This is a genomic window from Acanthopleuribacter pedis, assembly GCF_017377855.1.
Lineage (GTDB): Bacteria > Acidobacteriota > Holophagae > Acanthopleuribacterales > Acanthopleuribacteraceae > Acanthopleuribacter > Acanthopleuribacter pedis.
Map to the genome: position 1 here is coordinate 252,670 of NZ_JAFREP010000001.1, position 18,334 is coordinate 271,003.

Here is an 18,334-nt window from a genome sequence, read left to right on the forward strand (position 1 = left end):
GGCTTAATCCAAGGTGAAGCCGACCATGCTCATGTCGTCGTCGAACGGCTTTTTGCCTGCGAACCGTTTCACGTGGCTGAGGATGTCGGCAATGGCTGTCTCCGCGCCGGGATAGGCACAATATTTCAGCAATTGCATGAGTTTGGAATCGCCGAACAAGGCGCCTGCTTCGTTGGCCGTTTCAACCAATCCATCCGTGTAGGCGATCAGGTAATCGCCCGAGTGCATCTCGATTTCCTCAGCCTCGTAGTTGGGATCATCAAAAATGCCGATGGGCGGGCCGCCACCGTCCTCGAAGGTTTGGATGGTTTTGTGGCTGACAAATAAGGGACCGGGGTGACCCGCGCGCACAAAGCGAAAACGGCCGCACGCCAAATCGAGAATCCCATAGAGAAAGGTAAAAAACTGACCGCTCTGTTCCATCACCGGAAAGCGGCGGTTGAGGGTTTTGGCGACCTCGATGACGTCCGGGATTTCGTAGTAGGGTGGATGGTTCAGCCGGCGTTTGAGGATGCCCCCGTATTGGGCAAACGGGGTGAGCACCCGGCTGAGTGAAACCGACAGCAACGCCGCTTGCACCCCGTGTCCCGAAACGTCGAGGATGTACATGCCCATGCGGTGTTCGTCCAAATAAAAAATGTTGAGCATGTCGCCCGCGACCGCCTCACATGATTGAAACGCCCACGCCGGCTGGACGCCGCGAATGTTGGGGGTGCGATCCGGCAATAAGGAACGTTGGATTTTGCCCGCCGCCTCTAGGTCGTGTTGGAGTTCTTCATGCGCCTTTTGAAGATCCCTAAAGCGTTCCGAGAGCTTGGCTTCCAGGCGCGTAATGCGTTCGGCGACCCTTAACTGGGCTTTGAATTCCATCAGGTTTAAGGGTTTGTGGATGAAGGCGTCGGCGCCCGCTTCCATGCCCTCCAGCAGATCGCTTTTCTCTTCTTTGGCGGACAGCATAATAATGTGAATGTGCCGGTCCCGCTTGAGGCCCCGCACCAGCCGGCACAGTTGCAGACCGTTCATGCGCGGCATCATCCAATCGGTAATCAACAGAAAAATGTCTTGGTGCCGGTTGAGCAATTCCCAGGCGCGCTCGCCGTCGTCGGCCGTGAGCACGGTGTGGCCCCAGCGCTCCAAATGATGGGTTAACATCTTGAGCGTGATGCGGTCATCTTCGGCAATGAGGATCTTCATACCTAGCCACCCGTTTCGCGGTTACCGGCTCCCATGTCGCGGGGGAAGTTCGGGCTTCCGTTGATGTGGGGATTCAGAAGCGTTTCTGCGCGGGATCAGGTATTACTATCAATCGCCCATTCCGTGGATAGCTTGAGACAAAAAGCGGTGACATCCTGGTCGGAAACCAAGACAACCGTTGCCGCGCGCCTTAACCGATCCATCAGCGAGCGGCCGTGTCCAACCTCGCCGCATCCGTCGATCAGGATATGGCTCACACCTTCCTCGTCCATTTGACGGAGGTTCATGTACAGGTCGTGAATCAATGAATCGACACCGTCATCGCCATAAAAGTGGGTGCTGGGCGCGTCGGTTACCAGGTGGCGGCGTGTTCCGATATAACCCAGCTTGGTGCCCTTCTGCTTGAGAATTAAGTGTTGCAGGGTGTTGAAGGCCGCGTCGCCGACGTCGGGCGCAAGCACAAACAAAGCCGCGTCGGGACTGTAGTGACGGTAACGGGTGCCCGGTGAACGGTGGGCCTGTTTGAGGTCGGCCTCGCGGGTTACCGGGCTGCCCAGCACCTCGTCCAGTTGCGCGCCTGTGATCCAGCCAGGCCGCAAAACCGCCGCTTGGGGTTGGGATAGGTCGAGCACCGTTGACTCAATGCCGACGCGGCAGGGGCCACCGTCGAGAATCATCGGGATGCGGCCGTTGAGATCGTTCCACACGTGTTTGGCTTTGGTGGGACTTGGTTTTCCCGAGATGTTGGCGCTGGGGGCCGCCAAACCCAGACCGCTTTTTTTGAGCAGGGCAAAGGCCGTGGGGTGTGCCGGTACGCGAATACCGACCGTATCCAGGCCGCGACACACCGTGTCACGCAGGTGCGGCTTGGCCTTCAAAATCAAGGTCAAAGGTCCTGGCCAAAAGGCTTTGGCTAGAATACTAACCCGTTCATCCGTGTCTATGCAGAAATTCGATAGTTGGTCGCGTTCTGCCACGTGGACGATGACCGGATTGTCGTTCGGCCGGTTTTTGGCCACGTAGATTCGGGCCACCGCCGCCGCGCTGGTGCAATCCGCGCCGAGACCGTAAACCGTTTCCGTCGGAAAAGCCACCACTGAACCCGCTTGCAACAGCGCCGCCGCCTCGGCAATGGCCGGGTGGTCGACGCTGGGTTGATCGATCACGTGCAAGCGGGTTTCAAATGTCATGGTGACTTGCCTCTTGGACCTAGCGAGCGCCTACCATTCCAAAACGTGGCGGCGTTCTTTGATTTCGCTCGCCAGCATCGTGCGGAATTCGGAGAACGGCATCGTTTTCTGTTGCTTAATCTTGTATCGGCGAACCGTGACCGTTTCCTCCAACATTTCCCGTTCGCCGATGATCAGCAGGATCGGAATGCGACGAACCGTGTTGGTGCGCACCTTTTTGTTAAAGGTCTCGCTGGAGTTGTCGATCTCGGCGCGAACCATGTCGCCGAGCAGTTCTTCCTCGACCTTTTTGGCGTAATCGGCGAACTTTTCGCTGATGGGGATCACCTTGACCTGAACCGGGGCCAGCCACGTGGGGAAGGCGCCACCGTAGTGCTCGATCAGAAAGGCAATGAAGCGTTCGTGGGTGCCGAGCGGCGCGCGGTGAATACAGAACGGCGTGTGCTCCTGGTTGTCCGCGCCGATGTACTTCAAGTTAAAGCGTGGGGGTACCGCGAAGTCCAATTGGTTGGTGGACACCGTGAACTCACGGTCGGCAACCGTCAGGAACTGAATGTCGACCTTCGGACCGTAAAACGCCGCTTCGCCTTCTTCGACGCGGTAGGGGGCGCCGAATTCGTCCATGGCCTCTTTAATGAGACGCTCGGAATAGTCCCAGGCTTCTTCGTTTTCGACGTATTTGCCTTTGGTGTTTTCTTTGTCGCGCATGCTCAGGCGGAAGTAGTAATCCTTAAAGCCGAAGATGTCGTACAACTTTTTGTGTAACTCCATCACGCGGATGAATTCTTCCTTGATCTGCTCTTTGGTGCAGTAAATGTGCGCGTCGTTCATGGTCATGCCGCGCACGCGGGTCAAACCCTGCAAGGCGCCGGAACGTTCGAAGCGGTAAACCGTGCCGTACTCCGTGAAGCGCAGCGGCAAGTCGCGGTAAGAACGGGGGCGAGAGCCGAAAATTTTGTGGTGGTGCGGGCAGTTCATCGGCTTGAGGAAGTACCGTTCTTGGTGGTTTTCTTCCTGACCTTCCTCATTCAAACGCGTTTCTTCCAGCACCATCGGCGGGTACATGCCTTCCTCATAAAAGGGAAGGTGGCCCGAGGTGTAGTAAAGCGCTTCTTTGGTGATATGCGGTGTGGCGACCTTTTTATAGCCGTCTTTAAATTCCAGTTCAGCCGCGAGTTTTTCCAGTTCGTCGCGCAGAATTGTGCCGTTCGGCAACCACAGCGGCAGGCCTTTGCCCACCTCGTCGTCGATGTGGAACAGGTCGAATTCCAGGCCCAGCTTGCGGTGGTCGTTTTTGAGCGCTTCTTCTTTTTTCTGCTTATAGGCTTTTAGTTCTTTGCGGTTGGTGAACGCCAATGCGTAAATCCGCGTGAGCTGCACGTTTTTCTCGTCACCGCGCCAATAGGCCGAGGCGATGCTGTCCAGGCTGAAGCCGTCCTGCGGCAATTTGCTCGTGTTTTCCACATGAGGCCCTTCGCACATGTCCAGGAAGGGACCGTTGCGGTAGAAGGTCAGCGTCTCCAGCTCGTGTTTGGTGATCAGCTCTTGGGCGTATTCGAGCTTGTGGGGTTCCTTCATCTCGGAGGCGATGCGCTCCAAGGCTTCCGACGCCGGCAGCTCCTCGTAGGAGAATTCTTGTTTACTTTTGATAATGCGGCGCATGATTTTTTCAATCTTGGGCAAATCGTCGGGTGTGATCGGTTCCGGCAACAAAAAGTCGTAATAAAAGCCGTTGTGAATCGGCGGGCCGAAACCGAGTTTGGTTCCGGGGCGGTACTCCTGAACCGCTTGAGCCAGAACGTGCGACAGTGAGTGTCGCATCTTGTATAGAAAACTGTTTTCATCCACTTCTTTTAGCATGGTCGATCTCCCGAAAAAACGATGTCCCTGTTGCTGTCGGGTCCTGCTACGCCGCTTCGCTAGCGTGGGGTTAATCCGCATGAAATGAATGGATTAGCGAAGGTGAGGTTTTTTTTCGGCATCTTGCCGAAAGCCCCTTCCCGACAGAAACATGCATTATTGCACAAAACAACCTTATTTTGTCAGCGCTTCGCCCCGAAAGCCTTGGTGCCGACCATGAGCCTCGTTTCCCGCGTGCCCACGGGTCAAGACGGTCGTGTCGCGGTGCGGCGCATCACGAATCACATGGGGCCGCGAAACATGGGTGACGCCTTCCTTCCAAGATTCATGTTTCTTAGGTTGAATGATTCCCGAGAGTTTGCTTGGATGATCTTGAATCGCCCTTTTCCCCTTTGGACACCTCGCTTATGCGCCCCTTTTCAATCTGACCCGGTTTTTTCAATCCAGGTCGGCCCGATGGTAACCTGTTCCGCGCCTTGAGCCACGGCTGTCCCCGCGCGACCACCCCTGACGATGCTGTGATGGTTATTTCAGCGAAGGAGTTTCCCCTATGAATAAAGTTGCCCAGATGCTCAAGAAAGTTGGTGCCGCGTTTGGTGCCGGTTGTGCCTCTATCTTTCGCGCCTTTCCCCGCGGCGCCAAAGGGGTCAAGCTCGCTTCCGCTCTGATGCTGCTGTTGCTCCTCGGTTTGGGCGGGCTCGGTTGGTACTGGAGTCGTGAGCCGCTTGCCTTTGACGTGCGCGCCAGCCCCGCCTTGTTCAAGTCCACCCAGGGTCGCAATGTGGTCACCGGTTCCGTGACCACCGCTACCTTGATTCAGGTCGGTGAAACCTTGCTCGACAAACCCGGTGGTTATTTGAGCAATGACCGCACACCCCCCTCCATTTTTCTCGATAACATGCCCAACTGGGAATTTGGGGTATTGGTGCAGGTTCGTGATTTGACCCGCTCCCTGCGCAATGATTTGTCCCGCTCGCGCACCCAGTCCCTGGAAAATCCTTCGCTGGCCGCCGCCGAACCCCTTTTCAATTACGACAACAATTCCTGGGTTTTGCCCGCCTCCGAATCACAGTACCGCGAGGCTTTGAGCCATCTCCACACCTATATTCAAGGATTGTCCCAGCAGCAAAACCCCGATACCCAATTCTATGCCCGCGCCGATAACTTGCGCGATTACCTCACCATTGTGGAGAAACGCTTGGGCGGTTTGTCGCAGCGGCTGAGTGCCAGTGTCGGCCCAACCCGTGTCAACATTGATTTGGCGGGGGATCCCAACGCCGGTCAATCCACGCGGCCCGCGGTGACGCGTGGCCACAAAACGCCCTGGCTGGAACTCGACGATGTGTTTTACGAGGCGCGTGGTTCCACCTGGGCCCTGATCCATTTTCTCAAGGCGATTGAGGTTGATTTCGCCGATGTCCTGGAAGACAAAAACGCCAAAGCCTTGCTTCAGCAAATTATCTTGGAGCTGGAAGCAACCCAGCAGCCTGTTTGGAGCCCGATGATTCTCAACGGCAACGGTTTTGGTTTTTTTGCAAACCACTCGTTGGTCATGGCTTCCTATATTTCCCGCGCCAATGCCGCCCTGATCGACATGCGCGCCTTGCTCACCGACGGCTAAGCCGCCGATGGTTCCTCGAAAGGGTTTTATGAGATCATTGTAAGGTTGATTTTGCCCGGTGTCTTTGGTTTTGAGTCACCGGGTTTTCTGCATTCGCGCGTCGCATCGTAGCTTCGACCCTCTTGCCAAACGAAAGGGGTGAGAACGGCGCGTGATTCGCGGCAACCATCTTCCTTAAATATGGAGTGTCTCTCATGACATCGTTTCGATTGATTTTGGCGACCTTGTGTTTCCTGTCCTGTTTCCTGCTTTCCGCGGGGGAAAAATCCCATGCTCCTTGGTCTTATACCGGCGACACCGCCGCCGATCATTGGGGTAAGTTGGATCCCGCTTACAAACCCTGCGGTGAAGGCAAAGAACAATCGCCCATTGACATCACCGGTCAGTTTAAAAAATCGGCCCAGTCGATCACCTTTAACTACCATCCATCGCCGCTTCAAATTGTGAACAACGGTCACACCATCCAACTCAACATCGACCCCGCTTCCAAAAGTTCCATGACCATCGCGGGCACGCAATACAATCTCCTGCAAATCCACTTTCACGCGCCCAGCGAACACGCCGTCGACGGCAAGCTGTTTGCCATGGTCGCCCACTACGTTCATGCCGACAAAAACGGGCGTCTGGCCGTGGTTGGTGTTTTGATTGAAGAAGGTGCCGCCAACGACATGATCGGCAAGGCTTGGCAGCATCTGCCCGCCGATAAAGGGGCGCCCCAAGACCACAAAAACGTCAGCATCCAGCCCGCCGACCTGTTGCCCGCCAAACACGACCTCTACCGCTACGACGGTTCCCTGACCACCCCGCCTTGCAGTGAGGGTGTGCTTTGGAATGTCATGGCCGCGCCGGTCACCTTGTCCAAGGCCCAAATCAAAGCCTTTACCGATATCCACGGTGGAAACAACCGCCCTTTGCAACCCCTTCACGCGCGATCCGTCGTCTTTTGTGGCGGCAAATAAACTGCTTTGTTTCTGGAAAACGTGTCGCTCCAGGGCGATGCGTTTTCCAAACCAACCGAGGTTCTATGAAACTGTTGATGTACATGGCACACGCCTTTTCGTGGCAGCCCTATCAAAAAACCCTGGACGACAGTGACGCCGCCCAGGTGACCGGCACCGCCGAGGAAGCTGTTGTCGTGTTCTTACACGCCGAGGCTTTTGATGAAGCCAACCCCAAGCTGGTCACCAAACTCGTGAAACACATCAAATGGCTGGCCAACAAACGCGACCTAAAAACCGTGGTGCTGCATTCCTTCGCCCATCTCGCCGCGACCAACGCCGACCCCGGTTTTACCCAGGAAACCATGCGCGCCGCCGAGGCGCGCTTGGCGGCGGTAGGCTACCGCGTCCTACAAACCCCCTTTGGGTACACCTGCGCTTGGCAACTTTCCGTTTATGGCGAATCCTTGGGCAAAGTGTTTAAAGAAATTGGGCCGCCCGCCGGCGGTGACGGAGGCTGAGATGGAAGAGGTTGAAGGCCTGGCTTTTCGTGTCCATGGTCGTGTGCAGGGGGTTGGTTTTCGTTATTTCACCCAGACCACCGCCCGTCGTTTGGGCATTCGTGGTTGGGTAAAAAACGAAGCCGACGGCACCGTCTCCGGTTTTGCCGTCGCCGAGGTCGCCCCGCTGCAGGCGTTTATCCAGGCGCTTCACCAAGGGCCGCCCTATAGTCGTGTCGATCAGGTTGAGACCCAAACAACCGTCGAACCGAATCCCGGCCCCGAATTTCAGGTGCGTCGCTGAGGCGATTTGGTTTTCCCCGCTCCGTTCTTGGTTCGCGGTGCGGGCTGGGTGTATGATGAGGGCGCACCGTTGCGCACGGTCGAACCGACATTTGGACGAGGTACCTTTCTTATGAGTCAAGGCATTCCCTTTGTGGATCTTCGCACCCAGTACCAGCAACTTGAATCCCAAATCCGCGAGCGAATTGACGCCGTGCTCGACCACGGCCGTTACATCAACGGTCCCGAGGTCGATGAGTTGGAAGCCAAGTTGGCCGAGTTCTCCGGCGCGGAACACGTCGTGGCTTGTTCCAGTGGGACTGATGCGTTGCTGATCCCCTTGATGGCGTGGGGGATCCAGCCGGGCGATGCCGTTTTTACGACCCCTTTTACCTTTATTGCCACCGCCGAGGTGATCGCCTTGTTGGGTGCGACACCGGTTTTTGTCGATATCGACCCCGACACCTTCAACATGGATCCCGTCGCCCTGGAACAGGCGATCCAGCGCGTCAAAACCGAGGGGGAACTCAAGCCCAAGGCCGTCATACCGGTTGATTTGTTCGGCCTCTGTGCCGACTACACCCGCATTGAACCCATCGCCAAAGCCCATGATTTGCAGGTGCTTGAGGACGCGGCCCAGGCCTTGGGTGCGCGGCACGGCGACCGTGCCGCCGGTGCCTTTGGACATGCCGCCGCCACCAGTTTTTACCCCGCAAAACCCTTGGGTGGTTATGGGGATGGTGGTGCCGTTTTCACCAACGATGCCGAGCTGAAAACCTTGTTCAAGTCCATTCGCGAGCACGGCATGGGCCATCACCGCTACGAAAATGTGCGGGTCGGTATTAACGGGCGCCTCGACTCCTTGCAGGCCGCCATTCTTCTGGTTAAGCTGGCCGCTTTCCCGGCCGAGTTGGAAGGTCGCAACCGCGTTGCCGCTTGGTACGGTCAAAAGTTGAAAACCGTAAAAACGCCCGTGGTTCCCGACGGCACTTATTGTTCCTGGGCCCAATATTCGGTTCTGAGTGAGCAACGCGACGACCTCATGGCCAAACTCAAGGCGGAAAACATCCCCAGCGTGATTTACTATCCGCGCTGCCTCCATCTCCAGCCGGCCTTCGATCATTACGGTTACAAGGAAGGTGATTTCCCCGTCTCCGAGGAAGCCTCCCGCAAGATCTTCAGTTTGCCGATGACCCCCTTCCTGACCGAAGATCAGGTTGATCGTGTCGCCGAAGTGCTGAACAACGCTTAGACGAGGATCCCGTCGCCGGTGACGGTCGACGGGATACCCGTTAGCCTCATTTGAGGCGGCCGTTGCGGATACCGTAGGGCAGGGATAAATCTTCAGAAGCGGTGCTGTAGACCTGGTACACGCCGAGCAGCGGCTTTTCGGGGTTGGTATCCACACGCATGAACACCGCGACCGCGTCGTAGTTGAAGAACAGGTTCCCGCTCACCCGTTGGGCGGGGACTAGGACGTGGAGCGTCCGGTTGGAAAACGAAAGCCCGAAGCCGGGTGAATCCATGTACATGGGCATGCCGGGGTTGGTTGGTGGGAGCACCGTGGCCGCATCTTCCGTTGCAATTTCCCGTACCGCGAGTCCCCCCGGCACACGGCTGTCTTCTTCCAGAAGGACCCAGTGGGTGTGCCATTCGGGGCCGTCGTCCGCGTAGTCGCCGTTGTTGTTTTCGTCCCAGAGCGGGGTGTCGTCGAAATCGGGGTGAGCCGTAACCGCCAGAGCGACCAAACCGTCCTCCGCGATAAAACCGACGTCGCGCGGGGCCAGGGTTGTTGGGAAGACGTAACCCAATACCGGGGCGCCGTTGAGTTCGCCGTTGGCCCGGGGTTGCGTGCGGCCCGCGCGTCCTTGGACACGCAGAGAGAAAACAAGCAGGTCGAGGTTCGCATGGTAACGAACCACGGTATCGCGGATGCGCATGTCGGGGGTGTGGTAAGCCACGCCCGTGTCGGTTGCGGCGAGGGGAAGGCAGAGGCCGGCTAAGAGGAAGATTTTTACAAAGTGAACCATGAGGATGCTCCTGAAAAGTGACCGCACAAGCGAGATTCAAACGTTGCGCGTCAACGGATCGCGTTTCGACCGGGGGTAAACCCTTTTTCGCCGAAGCAGGATCGGGCAACTTTTGTCTCCGATGCTTGTTGGGTTCTGTGTATGGTCTGGCGGGGGAAGGCGGCCGGCGCGTCTTCCCTCGGCGACAGCGCGATTATGCGGCGCGAACCCAGCATCGAAAAGTAGGCACTTTGCGGTAAGCTAGGTTACCAAAGGGTCGCAATTGCGATTCCCCGGAGGTTTGTGACGGTGGAAAAAACGGGGACCCCCAGTGTCAAAAGAATGATTGAGGATGTTGTAGGCTGTAAATGGTCGTTATCCGTGATCGACATGGTCAAACGCGGCATTAATCGGCCAGGCGCAATGGTCCGAGAGGAAGACGGCCTGACGACCAAGGTTTTGAACCAGCGACTGGCCAAACTCAAACGGTATGGTGTTCTTGAAAAAACCATCTTTCCCGAGGTGCCCCCGAGAGTGGAGTATCAGCTCACCGATTTTGGGCGCTCTTTTGTGGCTATTCTTGAATCGATCGAGCAGTTACAGAGGCGTCACTTTGGCGCCGATACTTAATCTAAGGCGGTCCCTGTGACGCAAATCCTAGGTTTTAGGCGCCGGGGGATGAATGCGACCGGCAGGCATAAAAAAAGCCGGCCGGTGGGATCCCGCTCACAAAGGGTGCCGGTCCATTTGCACGTCCTTGCGCCGAGCGGGAGCCCCACCGAGCCGGGTGAAAAGGGTGATCGTTCATTGGGACTGCCGGTCTTTCCGTCGCCGCGGGATTGGGTGTTCTGACGGCAGAGGCTTTGACCTAAAGTGTTCGATTCGGGTGGATGCAATCGCGTAAGTATCGGCGCAGGACGCGCCGAGGACTGGAGCGAAAAGTGTTGGAAAAAGCGCACCGGGGTCGCGCACGACGCGTACTTGGAAAGTACGTCGCGCATTTTTACTGCACTTTGTAGCCCAGCTGGTTGCGCGAGTGCGCCGCCAAAAATCGCTCACTTTAGGTTTGAGCCGCCGTCAAAAGCAGCGTTACGGAACAAGGCTTACCGGGACTGGCTTCGTGACTGTGCCCACACACACCAAGTGGTGACGCAAAGACCGACAGACCGAATGAATCAGCGTGACAAGCTGAAATCGATTTTGAGCGTCATGCGGACATCCACCTTTCCGCCGTTGAGTTCTCCTGGTAAAAACTCCCATTGCTCTAGTGCTTTACGTGCGGCGTCCTCGAATCCGAAACGGCCTTTACCCAGCCCACGCAACACCCGAACATTCGTTAGGGTACCGTCGGCGCGCATGATCGCTTCGACAATTACATATCCTTGAAGGCCTACCCGCAGCGCCGGTTTGGGGTATTGGGGTGGTACCCGTTTGGTGATGACCGGCGGCGCTAAACCGAGGGCATCCTGCTCGAGGACCGAGGATACCGGGGGTGCGTCGGGGAAGTCGTCTTCGCTAAACGTGAAATCGTTAAAAATCGCAACATCCACATCCGGCAATTCCTGATCCGCCACTTGGACCAACTCAGGCTCCCGCGGCGTCGGGTCCGGCATCGGCCGTTTATTCCTTCGGCGCTGAATAGTGGGCTGGTTGTAAACGATTTTGTGTTCTACCTTGAGAATCGTTCGGTTATTGGGGGCGGGCGCATCAGCTTCATGGACCACCTCGTGGCGCGATTGCGCCATCGGGGTGTGAATCAGCACCAGCGTTAATATCAATGTCGCCAGTAAGGCTTTCTTGGGCAACGTGTCTTGTTGCTTCTGGCGGGCAAAGGCAATATCAAAATGAATACTATGGGAAGAATCAGGTTCTCGCATCATTCGTTCCTCTAACGTAGGGCCGACACGGCATCGCCGCGAATTGCGGGGTCGGGCAATTTAAATGGACGCGGTTTGGTCCACTCGATCATCAATAGGAACAACACAATCATCAGGAGACACCGCGGCCTTTGGACAATAAAAGTCCTGGCCAAACGCCCGTTTTCGTTGGTGGACACATGCTGAAGCACGGCGGCAACGGCAGGGGATGGGTGCCGAACGATGTTTGCGTTGTTTGTTAGGGACCAAGGATGTTTCTGTTAAAAATCAAGCCGGAATGAATGAAATGAAGATGACTTGACGTGATAAAAACCCAAATAACGATTTGTATTTAGGTAAAAGGAAACCTATATGAAATCGATCAGAGAAGATCATGCATCTAAAGCTTAGCTGGTGAAATTATGCTAATGGAAAAATAGGAATCTTAGTGTAAACACCGAGAAAAAAAACGTAAAGTGTTACCTGTTCTTGTGAAACAAACCGCTAAGTGCTTGGAAAAGTTGCATTTGTTTGGGATGTTGTCGGCTTGGGATTTGGGCGGGATAAAGTTCAGGATTTTGTTGTTACGAAAAAGAGCAGGGAGGTTTGCTGTTTTTTTACAGATGGCGCGACCTAAGCGCTTTTTTTTGAGGTGTATGTAAAAATGAGCCGAAAGCCGGAAAAAGAGCTTGAGATCTTTTTCCGCGACCCGCATCCTAAAAGTTTTGGGCTTTTGCGCGTGGGCGCCCGGTGCACTTGCATGCTTCCCCGAAACTTGTTTGAATGCAGGTTGCGTTCGGGAGGTAGCTTGAAAACCATTCGCGACCCTGTTCACGGCGACATGCGCTTTACCCGTGAAGAAATGATGATGATCGATACGCCCCAGTTTCAGCGCATGCGGGGCATCCGCCAGTTAGGGACCTCTAACCTTGTTTTTCCCGGGGCGGTCCATAGTCGGTTCGATCATTCTCTGGGCACCTGCTTCATGGTCAAACGCATGACCGCATTTATCAATCAGCGCGCTAAAACGGCCGGCATGCCCGATCCCATTGACGAGGATTTGGCGCGACTCATCGCCGCCGCCGCTCTGTTACACGATATTACCCATATCCCCTTCGGGCATACCTTTGAAGACGAGCGGCGGATTCTGCCCGCCCACGACGACAGCAGCGAGCGCTTGCGTTTTTTTCTTGAGCAAGGCGCTTTGGGTGATGTGCTGGCGCAGCTTGGCTTGCAACAGGATTTGGTCCGCTTCTTTTTAGAAGGGGAGAAGCAGGCCCATCCCTTTGCCTATCAATTGGTGGCCGGCCCTATTTGTTCCGATCTTCTCGATTACCTTAAGCGCGACGCTTTCTTTACCGGGCTTCAACTGGCCTATGATGATCGCTTGCTTAATTACCTGCACCTTGAACAGAACCAGCTCTGTTTTGATCTCTACAGCGAAAATGGTTTTCGCCAAGACGCTTGGTCCGAATTGGTGAACCTGCTCCGTATACGCTACAGTTTGACCGAACGGGTGTACTTCCATCACACCAAAATGGTGTCCGGTGCCATGCTTTCGCGTTTGCTTGAGGTCCTGTTGGAAAAAGGACGGATCGAGGTTGAGGAGCTGTACCACTTGCGCGACGACAGCTTTCTGTACATTCTCGAGCAGCGTGTCCGAAAAATTCGTCCCTACCGTCCCTTGCTCGACTGTTTCCTGGCCCGTAAGTTGTACAAACGGGTTTACATGGTTGCCAAGAATCCTTTGGACCTGAGCCATCCCGCGCCCGAGTATATGACCCGTTTTCAAAACGAGTTTCATCGCAACCAAAACGGCGCGCGTGCCGAGCTGGAAAAACGTTTGGCGCGGCACCTCAACATTCCCACCTCGGCCATCATTCTGTATGCGCCGGATATACACATGCGTTTGAAGGCGGCCAGGGTGATGGTTCGCGTCAGCGCCGGACCGTTAAAAAGCCTGGGCGATTTTAAGCACCCCGAGTTGGAAGCACTGAACAATCGACACCAGGCTTTGTGGAAGTTCTATTTATTTATGAGCCCGCAATACGAGCATCTTTTTGTAAAGGCCGGCAAATTCTTGGAACGTGAAATCGGTTTGCCGAACCAATTGGCGTTGTTTAACCGGGGGCAATTAACCCTGGGTTTTTAGGTTAAAACCGCGTCGGATCCTAGTGGTCCTGTTCCGCGCTGTTGCCGCCGCCGCGGAGGTTGCTTACCCCGCGTGAGACTTTGCCCGCGACGTTGCGCGAAGGGTTGCCCACGTAGCGGCGGTTCCAAACATGGTGTTTTTTGGCCGCATGGAACATGGTACCCGCCGGTACCCGTTCACCCACCCGACCGCCTTGTTTGGGAACGAACACCACCTTGGCGCTGCGTTTGTTTTTGCGGATATACACCAACATATTGTCCAAGAGGCTGTTCTGAAAGGTGCGCCACGTTTTAAAGGTGATCAGGATTTCGCCGTCCTCGGCGAGGTCCAAAGCCGTTACTTCGCCGATGGGTTCTCGTCCAATTAATACCAGGTTTCCGGGCTGCAGCCCCATGGCCGAGTGGTTTTTGACAAAGAAAAGGGCCGGTTCCGCCGCGTCGCCGGTTGGTGCCCGATCCCCGGCAAAGATTAGGGAACTCAAGCACACAAGAAAAAGGCCGAGAAGAATTTTTTTATCGGTCAACACAAATGCACCTCGCTGTGGGAAAGCAGGGCGTTGGCGTTTGGCATCGTCTGTTTCTTACATCAATTACCTAAATTTGAAGCTTGCTGCTGTGCGTTAACCGCTTTCTTTTTTGCGGGAAAGTCGGTGTTGGCTTGGTCCCGCGCACCTCGGTTCCCAAAAAATCCGCGTAAGATCATCATGGGGCGCCGCTCTTAAGGGCTGTCGACCGCGCTCACCGCGGACGGCGAATTTGGTTCACCGTAAAACCCGGCATTGGGTTGATGCTTTGCCTGGTTTTGACGATTTCAACCTCTTGAGGCCAAGATGTGCCAAAAAGGCTCTTGTGCTCGCGGTTTGTTTTTTTTAGGGTTAAGCAAAGATTGGGAAAGCGTTAGCATAACCCTGGTTTCTTTCTATTGATCATGTGAGGACGAATCGTTTCTCGGTGGAACCGTTTTTAGGTGGGTAAAGAACACATGACAAATTTAAACGTGTTGCGGAGGGAGCGATGAGCGAGCCTAATTGGGATCTTCTTTTAGGACCGGACACGGGAGCGCGCGAAGAACGAGACGCCCTCCTGACACGCCTTAGAACCGATCATGAAGCAAGAGAAACCTTTAAAAACCATGTATTGGTTGACGCCATGCTGGCCGATGTTTATGCGACCACACGGTTTAATTGCCTTGATATTGACATGCTTGGCGGCCTTGCCGCCGGAACCTATCGCTGCAGCAATGAGGACTTGATTCATTTGGCCGTGTGCCGTGCTTGTCGTGAAGAATTACAGCAGCTTGAAACCTTTCATGCATCACTTGAAGTTGAACCCGAGGCCGAACCCGCATGGCCGCAACGCTTGTTGGGTCTGGGTAAATCCTTTGTCGACCAATTGGCTGCACCACAAACCGCGCCGCTTTATGCCGCCGCCGGTGTCGGAAACGCAACGCTTCCCGCCATCACTTGTGGTATCTTGAGCCAGCCCATTACGTTTCATGTCGCCTCGGGGGAGCTTCAGATCGAGGCCGCCGTTCCGCTCCAGAAACCGCTCCAGGTAAAAGTTACCTCGGAACAAGGTGAAACCATGGTGACATGTGAAGGCGCCGGTCCCTTTAGCGTTAAGCTGGATCGTGTTTGGGAAATCCACATCGGCGAATAGTGAGGTAACTACGTGGCAGTTGTGCCTTTTACACCTGAAATGTTGACCGAAAAGTTGCGCAAACAAGTGATTGGAAGTTTGGTTAAAAAATCAAACGATCTCGATTGGCCTCGTGCCGAAGAGTTTACCCAAAATGCCGCCCTGAAAATTTTGGAAACCCACGGTCGTGATCCCATTATGCTGCGCTCTTCCTTGCTGAATTATTGGTTAACTGCCGCGTATTATTTATTCCTCGAAGAACGACGACGCGCCAAAACCCTGCGCAACAATTGGGGTGACCCATTGCGTGAATACGACGACAACGGCGAAGGCCGGACCGCCGTCGAAATTCCCGATGAGAAGGGCGCGCGCCCCGATCAAGAACTGTTCGACAAACTTAAAGTCGACGGTCTCAACATGATGGGCCGTGTGATTTCTAAAATGAAAGGCGATTGTCGCGAAGTCTTAACCGTGTACACCCGTCAGCGAGGCGGGGATCTGGCCGAGGGCGTTAAGCCCCATGAAATACTCAATATCACGCGCCAGAATTACGATGTGAAAGTGCACCGTTGTAAAAAGAAACTGCGGGACCTGCTTGAGAAGAAAAGCTGGTTTCGTGAGAACCGTGACCTGATGCTTTCTTAGCCGGTGTGCCGGTGGCCGGCGGCTCACGCTTGCGCTTTATGGTGTAAGTTTTTTATCCATATTGATTCTTAATGCTCGCGGGTGGTTTGTTCCCTCCTTCCATTCTTTCGCTATTGCTTTTTGTGGAACACCCCTGCTCATGGGTGCCGGTCGTTGTGGGGACGATTCGGTGCAAGGCGTGCATTGTCCTTTACCGTTGGGTTGTTCGGGAAGGCCTGGCATCACGTCGAAGTTTGGTTGTTACCTTGGTTGGCGGAGTTCCGTCGCTTCGAACCGCGACACCAGGTGGTGTTGTGTCCCTGGGGAGGGTTGTACATGCGTGCCAAAGCGCCTATTGCCTTGAATCTCGACGATGTCTGGGAAGTGTTTCTCGACCATTTGCGTCGCCAAATGGAAGCCCAAAATCCAATACTCAAAACCGAAAGTGATTACAAACCGGAACCTGAGCCGTCTTATATCGATTCCGGGGCCCATCATGTCGTGAAAAACCCAACCTTGGATCAGGGTTAGGGGGTGGACCGTGGCTTGGAAAACCCAAATCAAAAATTTAGTGAATCTAGATGCGGTGAACCGTTATTTCGAGGAATTGCTCGAGGTAAAGCTGCCGCTTAAGTTACAGCCCGCGGGGGACTTAGCCCTGCAAGGTATCGATATTGTTCGCCAGTGTGAGAAAGTTGCCGAGGAGAATCGGGTTGTTATCGACCCCAAGCGAACCGTCTACATGCACGAATGTTTTATGGTGTATTTGAATCCCGACGATTTTAAGCGGCTGGATCCTTTGTTGGATGAGATTCGCAAAGACGCCGTGGAACATTTGGGTGTGCTCAAACGCATGAAAAGTTACCTCACTCGGAATGCCTTTGAGGTGGATTTTCAAAAGAATCCGCGGGTGAGTACCGGCACCTGTATTGTGGTTTCCAGCACCCGTAAGAAACTGATTCGCACCGTGATCGACAGTGTTCAACTTCCACCGGATTCGCCGCTTTCACTTGAAACGGCTTCGCTTCAGCTCGATGAACCTCAGGCCGAGGCGCTCAAAACCATTTTTGCCCAGTTTGACCGCGGTGATCGGGAGGAAGCCCAGAAGGGAATCCAACGTCTTAACCAAGAACATCCTGACTGGCAAATCGGCCAACTGTTGGAGTGTATGTTTTGGTTTATTGGGGGAAACAGCACCGCCGGCTTGCGTTATTTGAACACCCATCCGCGACTTGCCGCCGATGAACAAGGCGCCTATCTAAAGGCTTTGGCTTATTTAGATGTGGCGGATGTAACCCGGGCCGATGAAATTCACCAACGCACCTTTCAGCGCCGTCCCAACGCCCTGGGTTATTTGGTGAAGGGTTTGATCAATCTTGCCAAGGATGATCGCGAGACTGCCGAGAAAGAGCTTAAATTGGCCGCTACCATGGATGATCTGTTTAAGCATCTTCCCGCGACCTACCTGCGTCAACACGCCCATTTATCTCAGGTCTCCTCGCAGCACGGTGTCGCGGAGGCAACGACCGCGCCCTTTTTGCGTTTGATCCAGCCCTTTTCGCGCCGATCCTACACCATTTGTGTACGGCGTACCCTGGATGTTCAGTTGCTCAAAAGCAGCCGCATTGCCGACCAAATTCTTAAGCCGGTCGCCAACGCCGAAAAAAGTCATTTCCGATTGGGGCGTGACGCCCAGGGGTTGTGGATGTTTGTCCAAGAACCTTTGGCCGACGAACTGATGCTCAACGGGAAAACCATTGATCATCGCGACGGGTTTAAGCTGCGAGATGAAGACCTGCTGCAAATGGGTTCGGTCACCTTGGAATATCGATTCGGGCTCATTAAGGCCGGACCCAAGTTTCATTTGGGCCGACGCGATCCCGGCCAAGGTTGCCACTTCCTCACCGTGAGCGAGGGTGGCGCGGTCAAAGAAACCTGGCTGTTCCCGGTTGACGAGGCCGTGACCCTTGGTCGTGGCCGTGATCGCGGCAACGATCTCCTTTTGGAAGATCGAGGGATTAGCGCCGAGCACGGTGAAATCAGTTGGAATGCCTGCAACTTCTATTTCACCGATAAAGACTCGAGCAACGGAACCGCCAAAAACGGCAAGCCGTTTAAAGGAAAGGTTTCCTTGCTTCATGGTGATGTGATTCAGTTGGCCGGCTTAAGTTTAGAGGTTCGTTACGGCGGGGTGATGTCGCAACCCATTTAACCGCGTTCTTTGCCCCATTCCTTGCTTGACTGCACTCACCGGGTAAATCATGATAGGGATTTTGTGGATGGGCAGAAACCCTGTTTCCAAAGGTGTGTTGACCTTGTTTGTCGGCTGGAAGTGCCTCGTCTCTTCCGACCCCTGATAAATGACCCCGGCTGGGCGGTTTGGCTTGGAAGAAAATTCCGCCGGACACCGATGTCCGAACCTTGCCGAGTTTGGCGTGGTTCCTTCTCGCCGTGGGTTGCCGACCCGTATT

17 protein-coding genes are annotated in these 18,334 nt (G+C 54.8%); 11 read left to right on the plus strand and 6 right to left on the minus strand.

What is annotated here, in order from left to right; translation table 11 throughout:
- Positions 1 to 3: 3 nt before the first annotated feature.
- From J3U88_RS00805 to thrS, 3 genes are all read right to left on the minus strand, one after another.
- Entirely contained in the window at positions 4 to 1,194 is a 1,191-nt protein-coding gene (locus tag J3U88_RS00805) for a PP2C family protein-serine/threonine phosphatase (protein WP_207856214.1), read from the minus strand.
- A 95-nt stretch (positions 1,195 to 1,289) separates the two neighbouring features.
- Positions 1,290 to 2,384 carry an L-threonylcarbamoyladenylate synthase gene (locus tag J3U88_RS00810; RefSeq protein ID WP_207856215.1) on the minus strand — a complete coding sequence of 365 codons (1,095 nt, stop codon included), beginning with the start codon at positions 2,382 to 2,384 and terminating at the stop codon, positions 1,290 to 1,292.
- Positions 2,385 to 2,414: 30 nt separating this feature from the next.
- Positions 2,415 to 4,244, minus strand: a complete 1,830-nt coding sequence (thrS, locus tag J3U88_RS00815; RefSeq protein WP_207856216.1) for a threonine--tRNA ligase — start codon at positions 4,242 to 4,244, stop codon at positions 2,415 to 2,417.
- A 550-nt stretch (positions 4,245 to 4,794) separates the two neighbouring features.
- On the opposite strand from thrS, the gene J3U88_RS00820 reads away from it, so the two are divergent.
- The 5 genes from J3U88_RS00820 (at position 4,795) to J3U88_RS00840 (ending at position 8,837) form a co-directional block, all read left to right on the plus strand.
- Positions 4,795 to 5,865 carry a DUF2333 family protein gene (locus J3U88_RS00820; RefSeq protein ID WP_207856217.1) on the plus strand — a complete coding sequence of 357 codons (1,071 nt, stop codon included), beginning with the start codon at positions 4,795 to 4,797 and terminating at the stop codon, positions 5,863 to 5,865.
- A gap of 194 nt (positions 5,866 to 6,059) precedes the next feature.
- Positions 6,060 to 6,824: a carbonic anhydrase gene (locus tag J3U88_RS00825; protein ID WP_207856218.1), complete on the plus strand. Its 765-nt coding sequence runs from the start codon at positions 6,060 to 6,062 to the stop codon at positions 6,822 to 6,824.
- 65 nt (positions 6,825 to 6,889) lie between these two features.
- On the plus strand, positions 6,890 to 7,324 hold the full coding sequence (locus J3U88_RS00830) for a threonyl-tRNA synthetase editing domain-containing protein (RefSeq protein WP_207856219.1): 435 nt from the start codon (positions 6,890 to 6,892) through the stop codon (positions 7,322 to 7,324).
- A gap of 1 nt (position 7,325) precedes the next feature.
- Positions 7,326 to 7,607, plus strand: coding sequence for an acylphosphatase (locus J3U88_RS00835; RefSeq protein ID WP_207856220.1), 282 nt, complete (start codon positions 7,326 to 7,328; stop codon positions 7,605 to 7,607).
- A 111-nt stretch (positions 7,608 to 7,718) separates the two neighbouring features.
- Positions 7,719 to 8,837: a DegT/DnrJ/EryC1/StrS family aminotransferase gene (locus J3U88_RS00840; RefSeq protein WP_207856221.1), complete on the plus strand. Its 1,119-nt coding sequence runs from the start codon at positions 7,719 to 7,721 to the stop codon at positions 8,835 to 8,837.
- Between the two features lie 46 nt (positions 8,838 to 8,883).
- Here J3U88_RS00840 and J3U88_RS00845 read toward each other — a convergent pair whose 3' ends face one another.
- Complete coding sequence (locus J3U88_RS00845) at positions 8,884 to 9,615, minus strand: hypothetical protein (RefSeq protein WP_207856222.1); 732 nt, start codon at positions 9,613 to 9,615, stop codon at positions 8,884 to 8,886.
- 282 nt (positions 9,616 to 9,897) lie between these two features.
- On the opposite strand from J3U88_RS00845, the gene J3U88_RS00850 reads away from it, so the two are divergent.
- Positions 9,898 to 10,224 (plus strand): winged helix-turn-helix transcriptional regulator, encoded by a 327-nt coding sequence (locus tag J3U88_RS00850; protein WP_207856223.1) that lies wholly within the window; start codon positions 9,898 to 9,900, stop codon positions 10,222 to 10,224.
- A 545-nt stretch (positions 10,225 to 10,769) separates the two neighbouring features.
- On the opposite strand, the gene J3U88_RS00855 is transcribed toward J3U88_RS00850, so the two are convergent.
- Positions 10,770 to 11,474: an energy transducer TonB gene (locus tag J3U88_RS00855; RefSeq protein ID WP_207856224.1), complete on the minus strand. Its 705-nt coding sequence runs from the start codon at positions 11,472 to 11,474 to the stop codon at positions 10,770 to 10,772.
- A gap of 784 nt (positions 11,475 to 12,258) precedes the next feature.
- Here J3U88_RS00855 and J3U88_RS00860 point away from each other — a divergent pair.
- Positions 12,259 to 13,602, plus strand: a complete 1,344-nt coding sequence (locus J3U88_RS00860; RefSeq protein ID WP_207856225.1) for an HD domain-containing protein — start codon at positions 12,259 to 12,261, stop codon at positions 13,600 to 13,602.
- A 19-nt stretch (positions 13,603 to 13,621) separates the two neighbouring features.
- On the opposite strand, the gene J3U88_RS00865 is transcribed toward J3U88_RS00860, so the two are convergent.
- A complete protein-coding gene (locus J3U88_RS00865; protein ID WP_207856226.1) occupies positions 13,622 to 14,128 on the minus strand; it encodes a hypothetical protein in 507 nt (168 codons plus the stop codon).
- Positions 14,129 to 14,615: 487 nt separating this feature from the next.
- Between J3U88_RS00865 and J3U88_RS00870 the strand changes: the two genes are divergently transcribed.
- The 4 genes from J3U88_RS00870 (at position 14,616) to J3U88_RS00885 (ending at position 18,075) form a co-directional block, all read left to right on the plus strand.
- On the plus strand, positions 14,616 to 15,260 hold the full coding sequence (locus tag J3U88_RS00870; RefSeq protein WP_207856227.1) for a hypothetical protein: 645 nt from the start codon (positions 14,616 to 14,618) through the stop codon (positions 15,258 to 15,260).
- Positions 15,261 to 15,272: 12 nt separating this feature from the next.
- Entirely contained in the window at positions 15,273 to 15,884 is a 612-nt protein-coding gene (locus J3U88_RS00875) for an RNA polymerase sigma factor (RefSeq protein ID WP_207856228.1), read from the plus strand.
- 315 nt (positions 15,885 to 16,199) lie between these two features.
- A complete protein-coding gene (locus J3U88_RS00880) occupies positions 16,200 to 16,394 on the plus strand; it encodes a hypothetical protein (RefSeq protein ID WP_207856229.1) in 195 nt (64 codons plus the stop codon).
- 10 nt (positions 16,395 to 16,404) lie between these two features.
- On the plus strand, positions 16,405 to 18,075 hold the full coding sequence (locus J3U88_RS00885) for an FhaA domain-containing protein (RefSeq protein WP_207856230.1): 1,671 nt from the start codon (positions 16,405 to 16,407) through the stop codon (positions 18,073 to 18,075).
- Positions 18,076 to 18,334 lie beyond the last annotated feature (259 nt).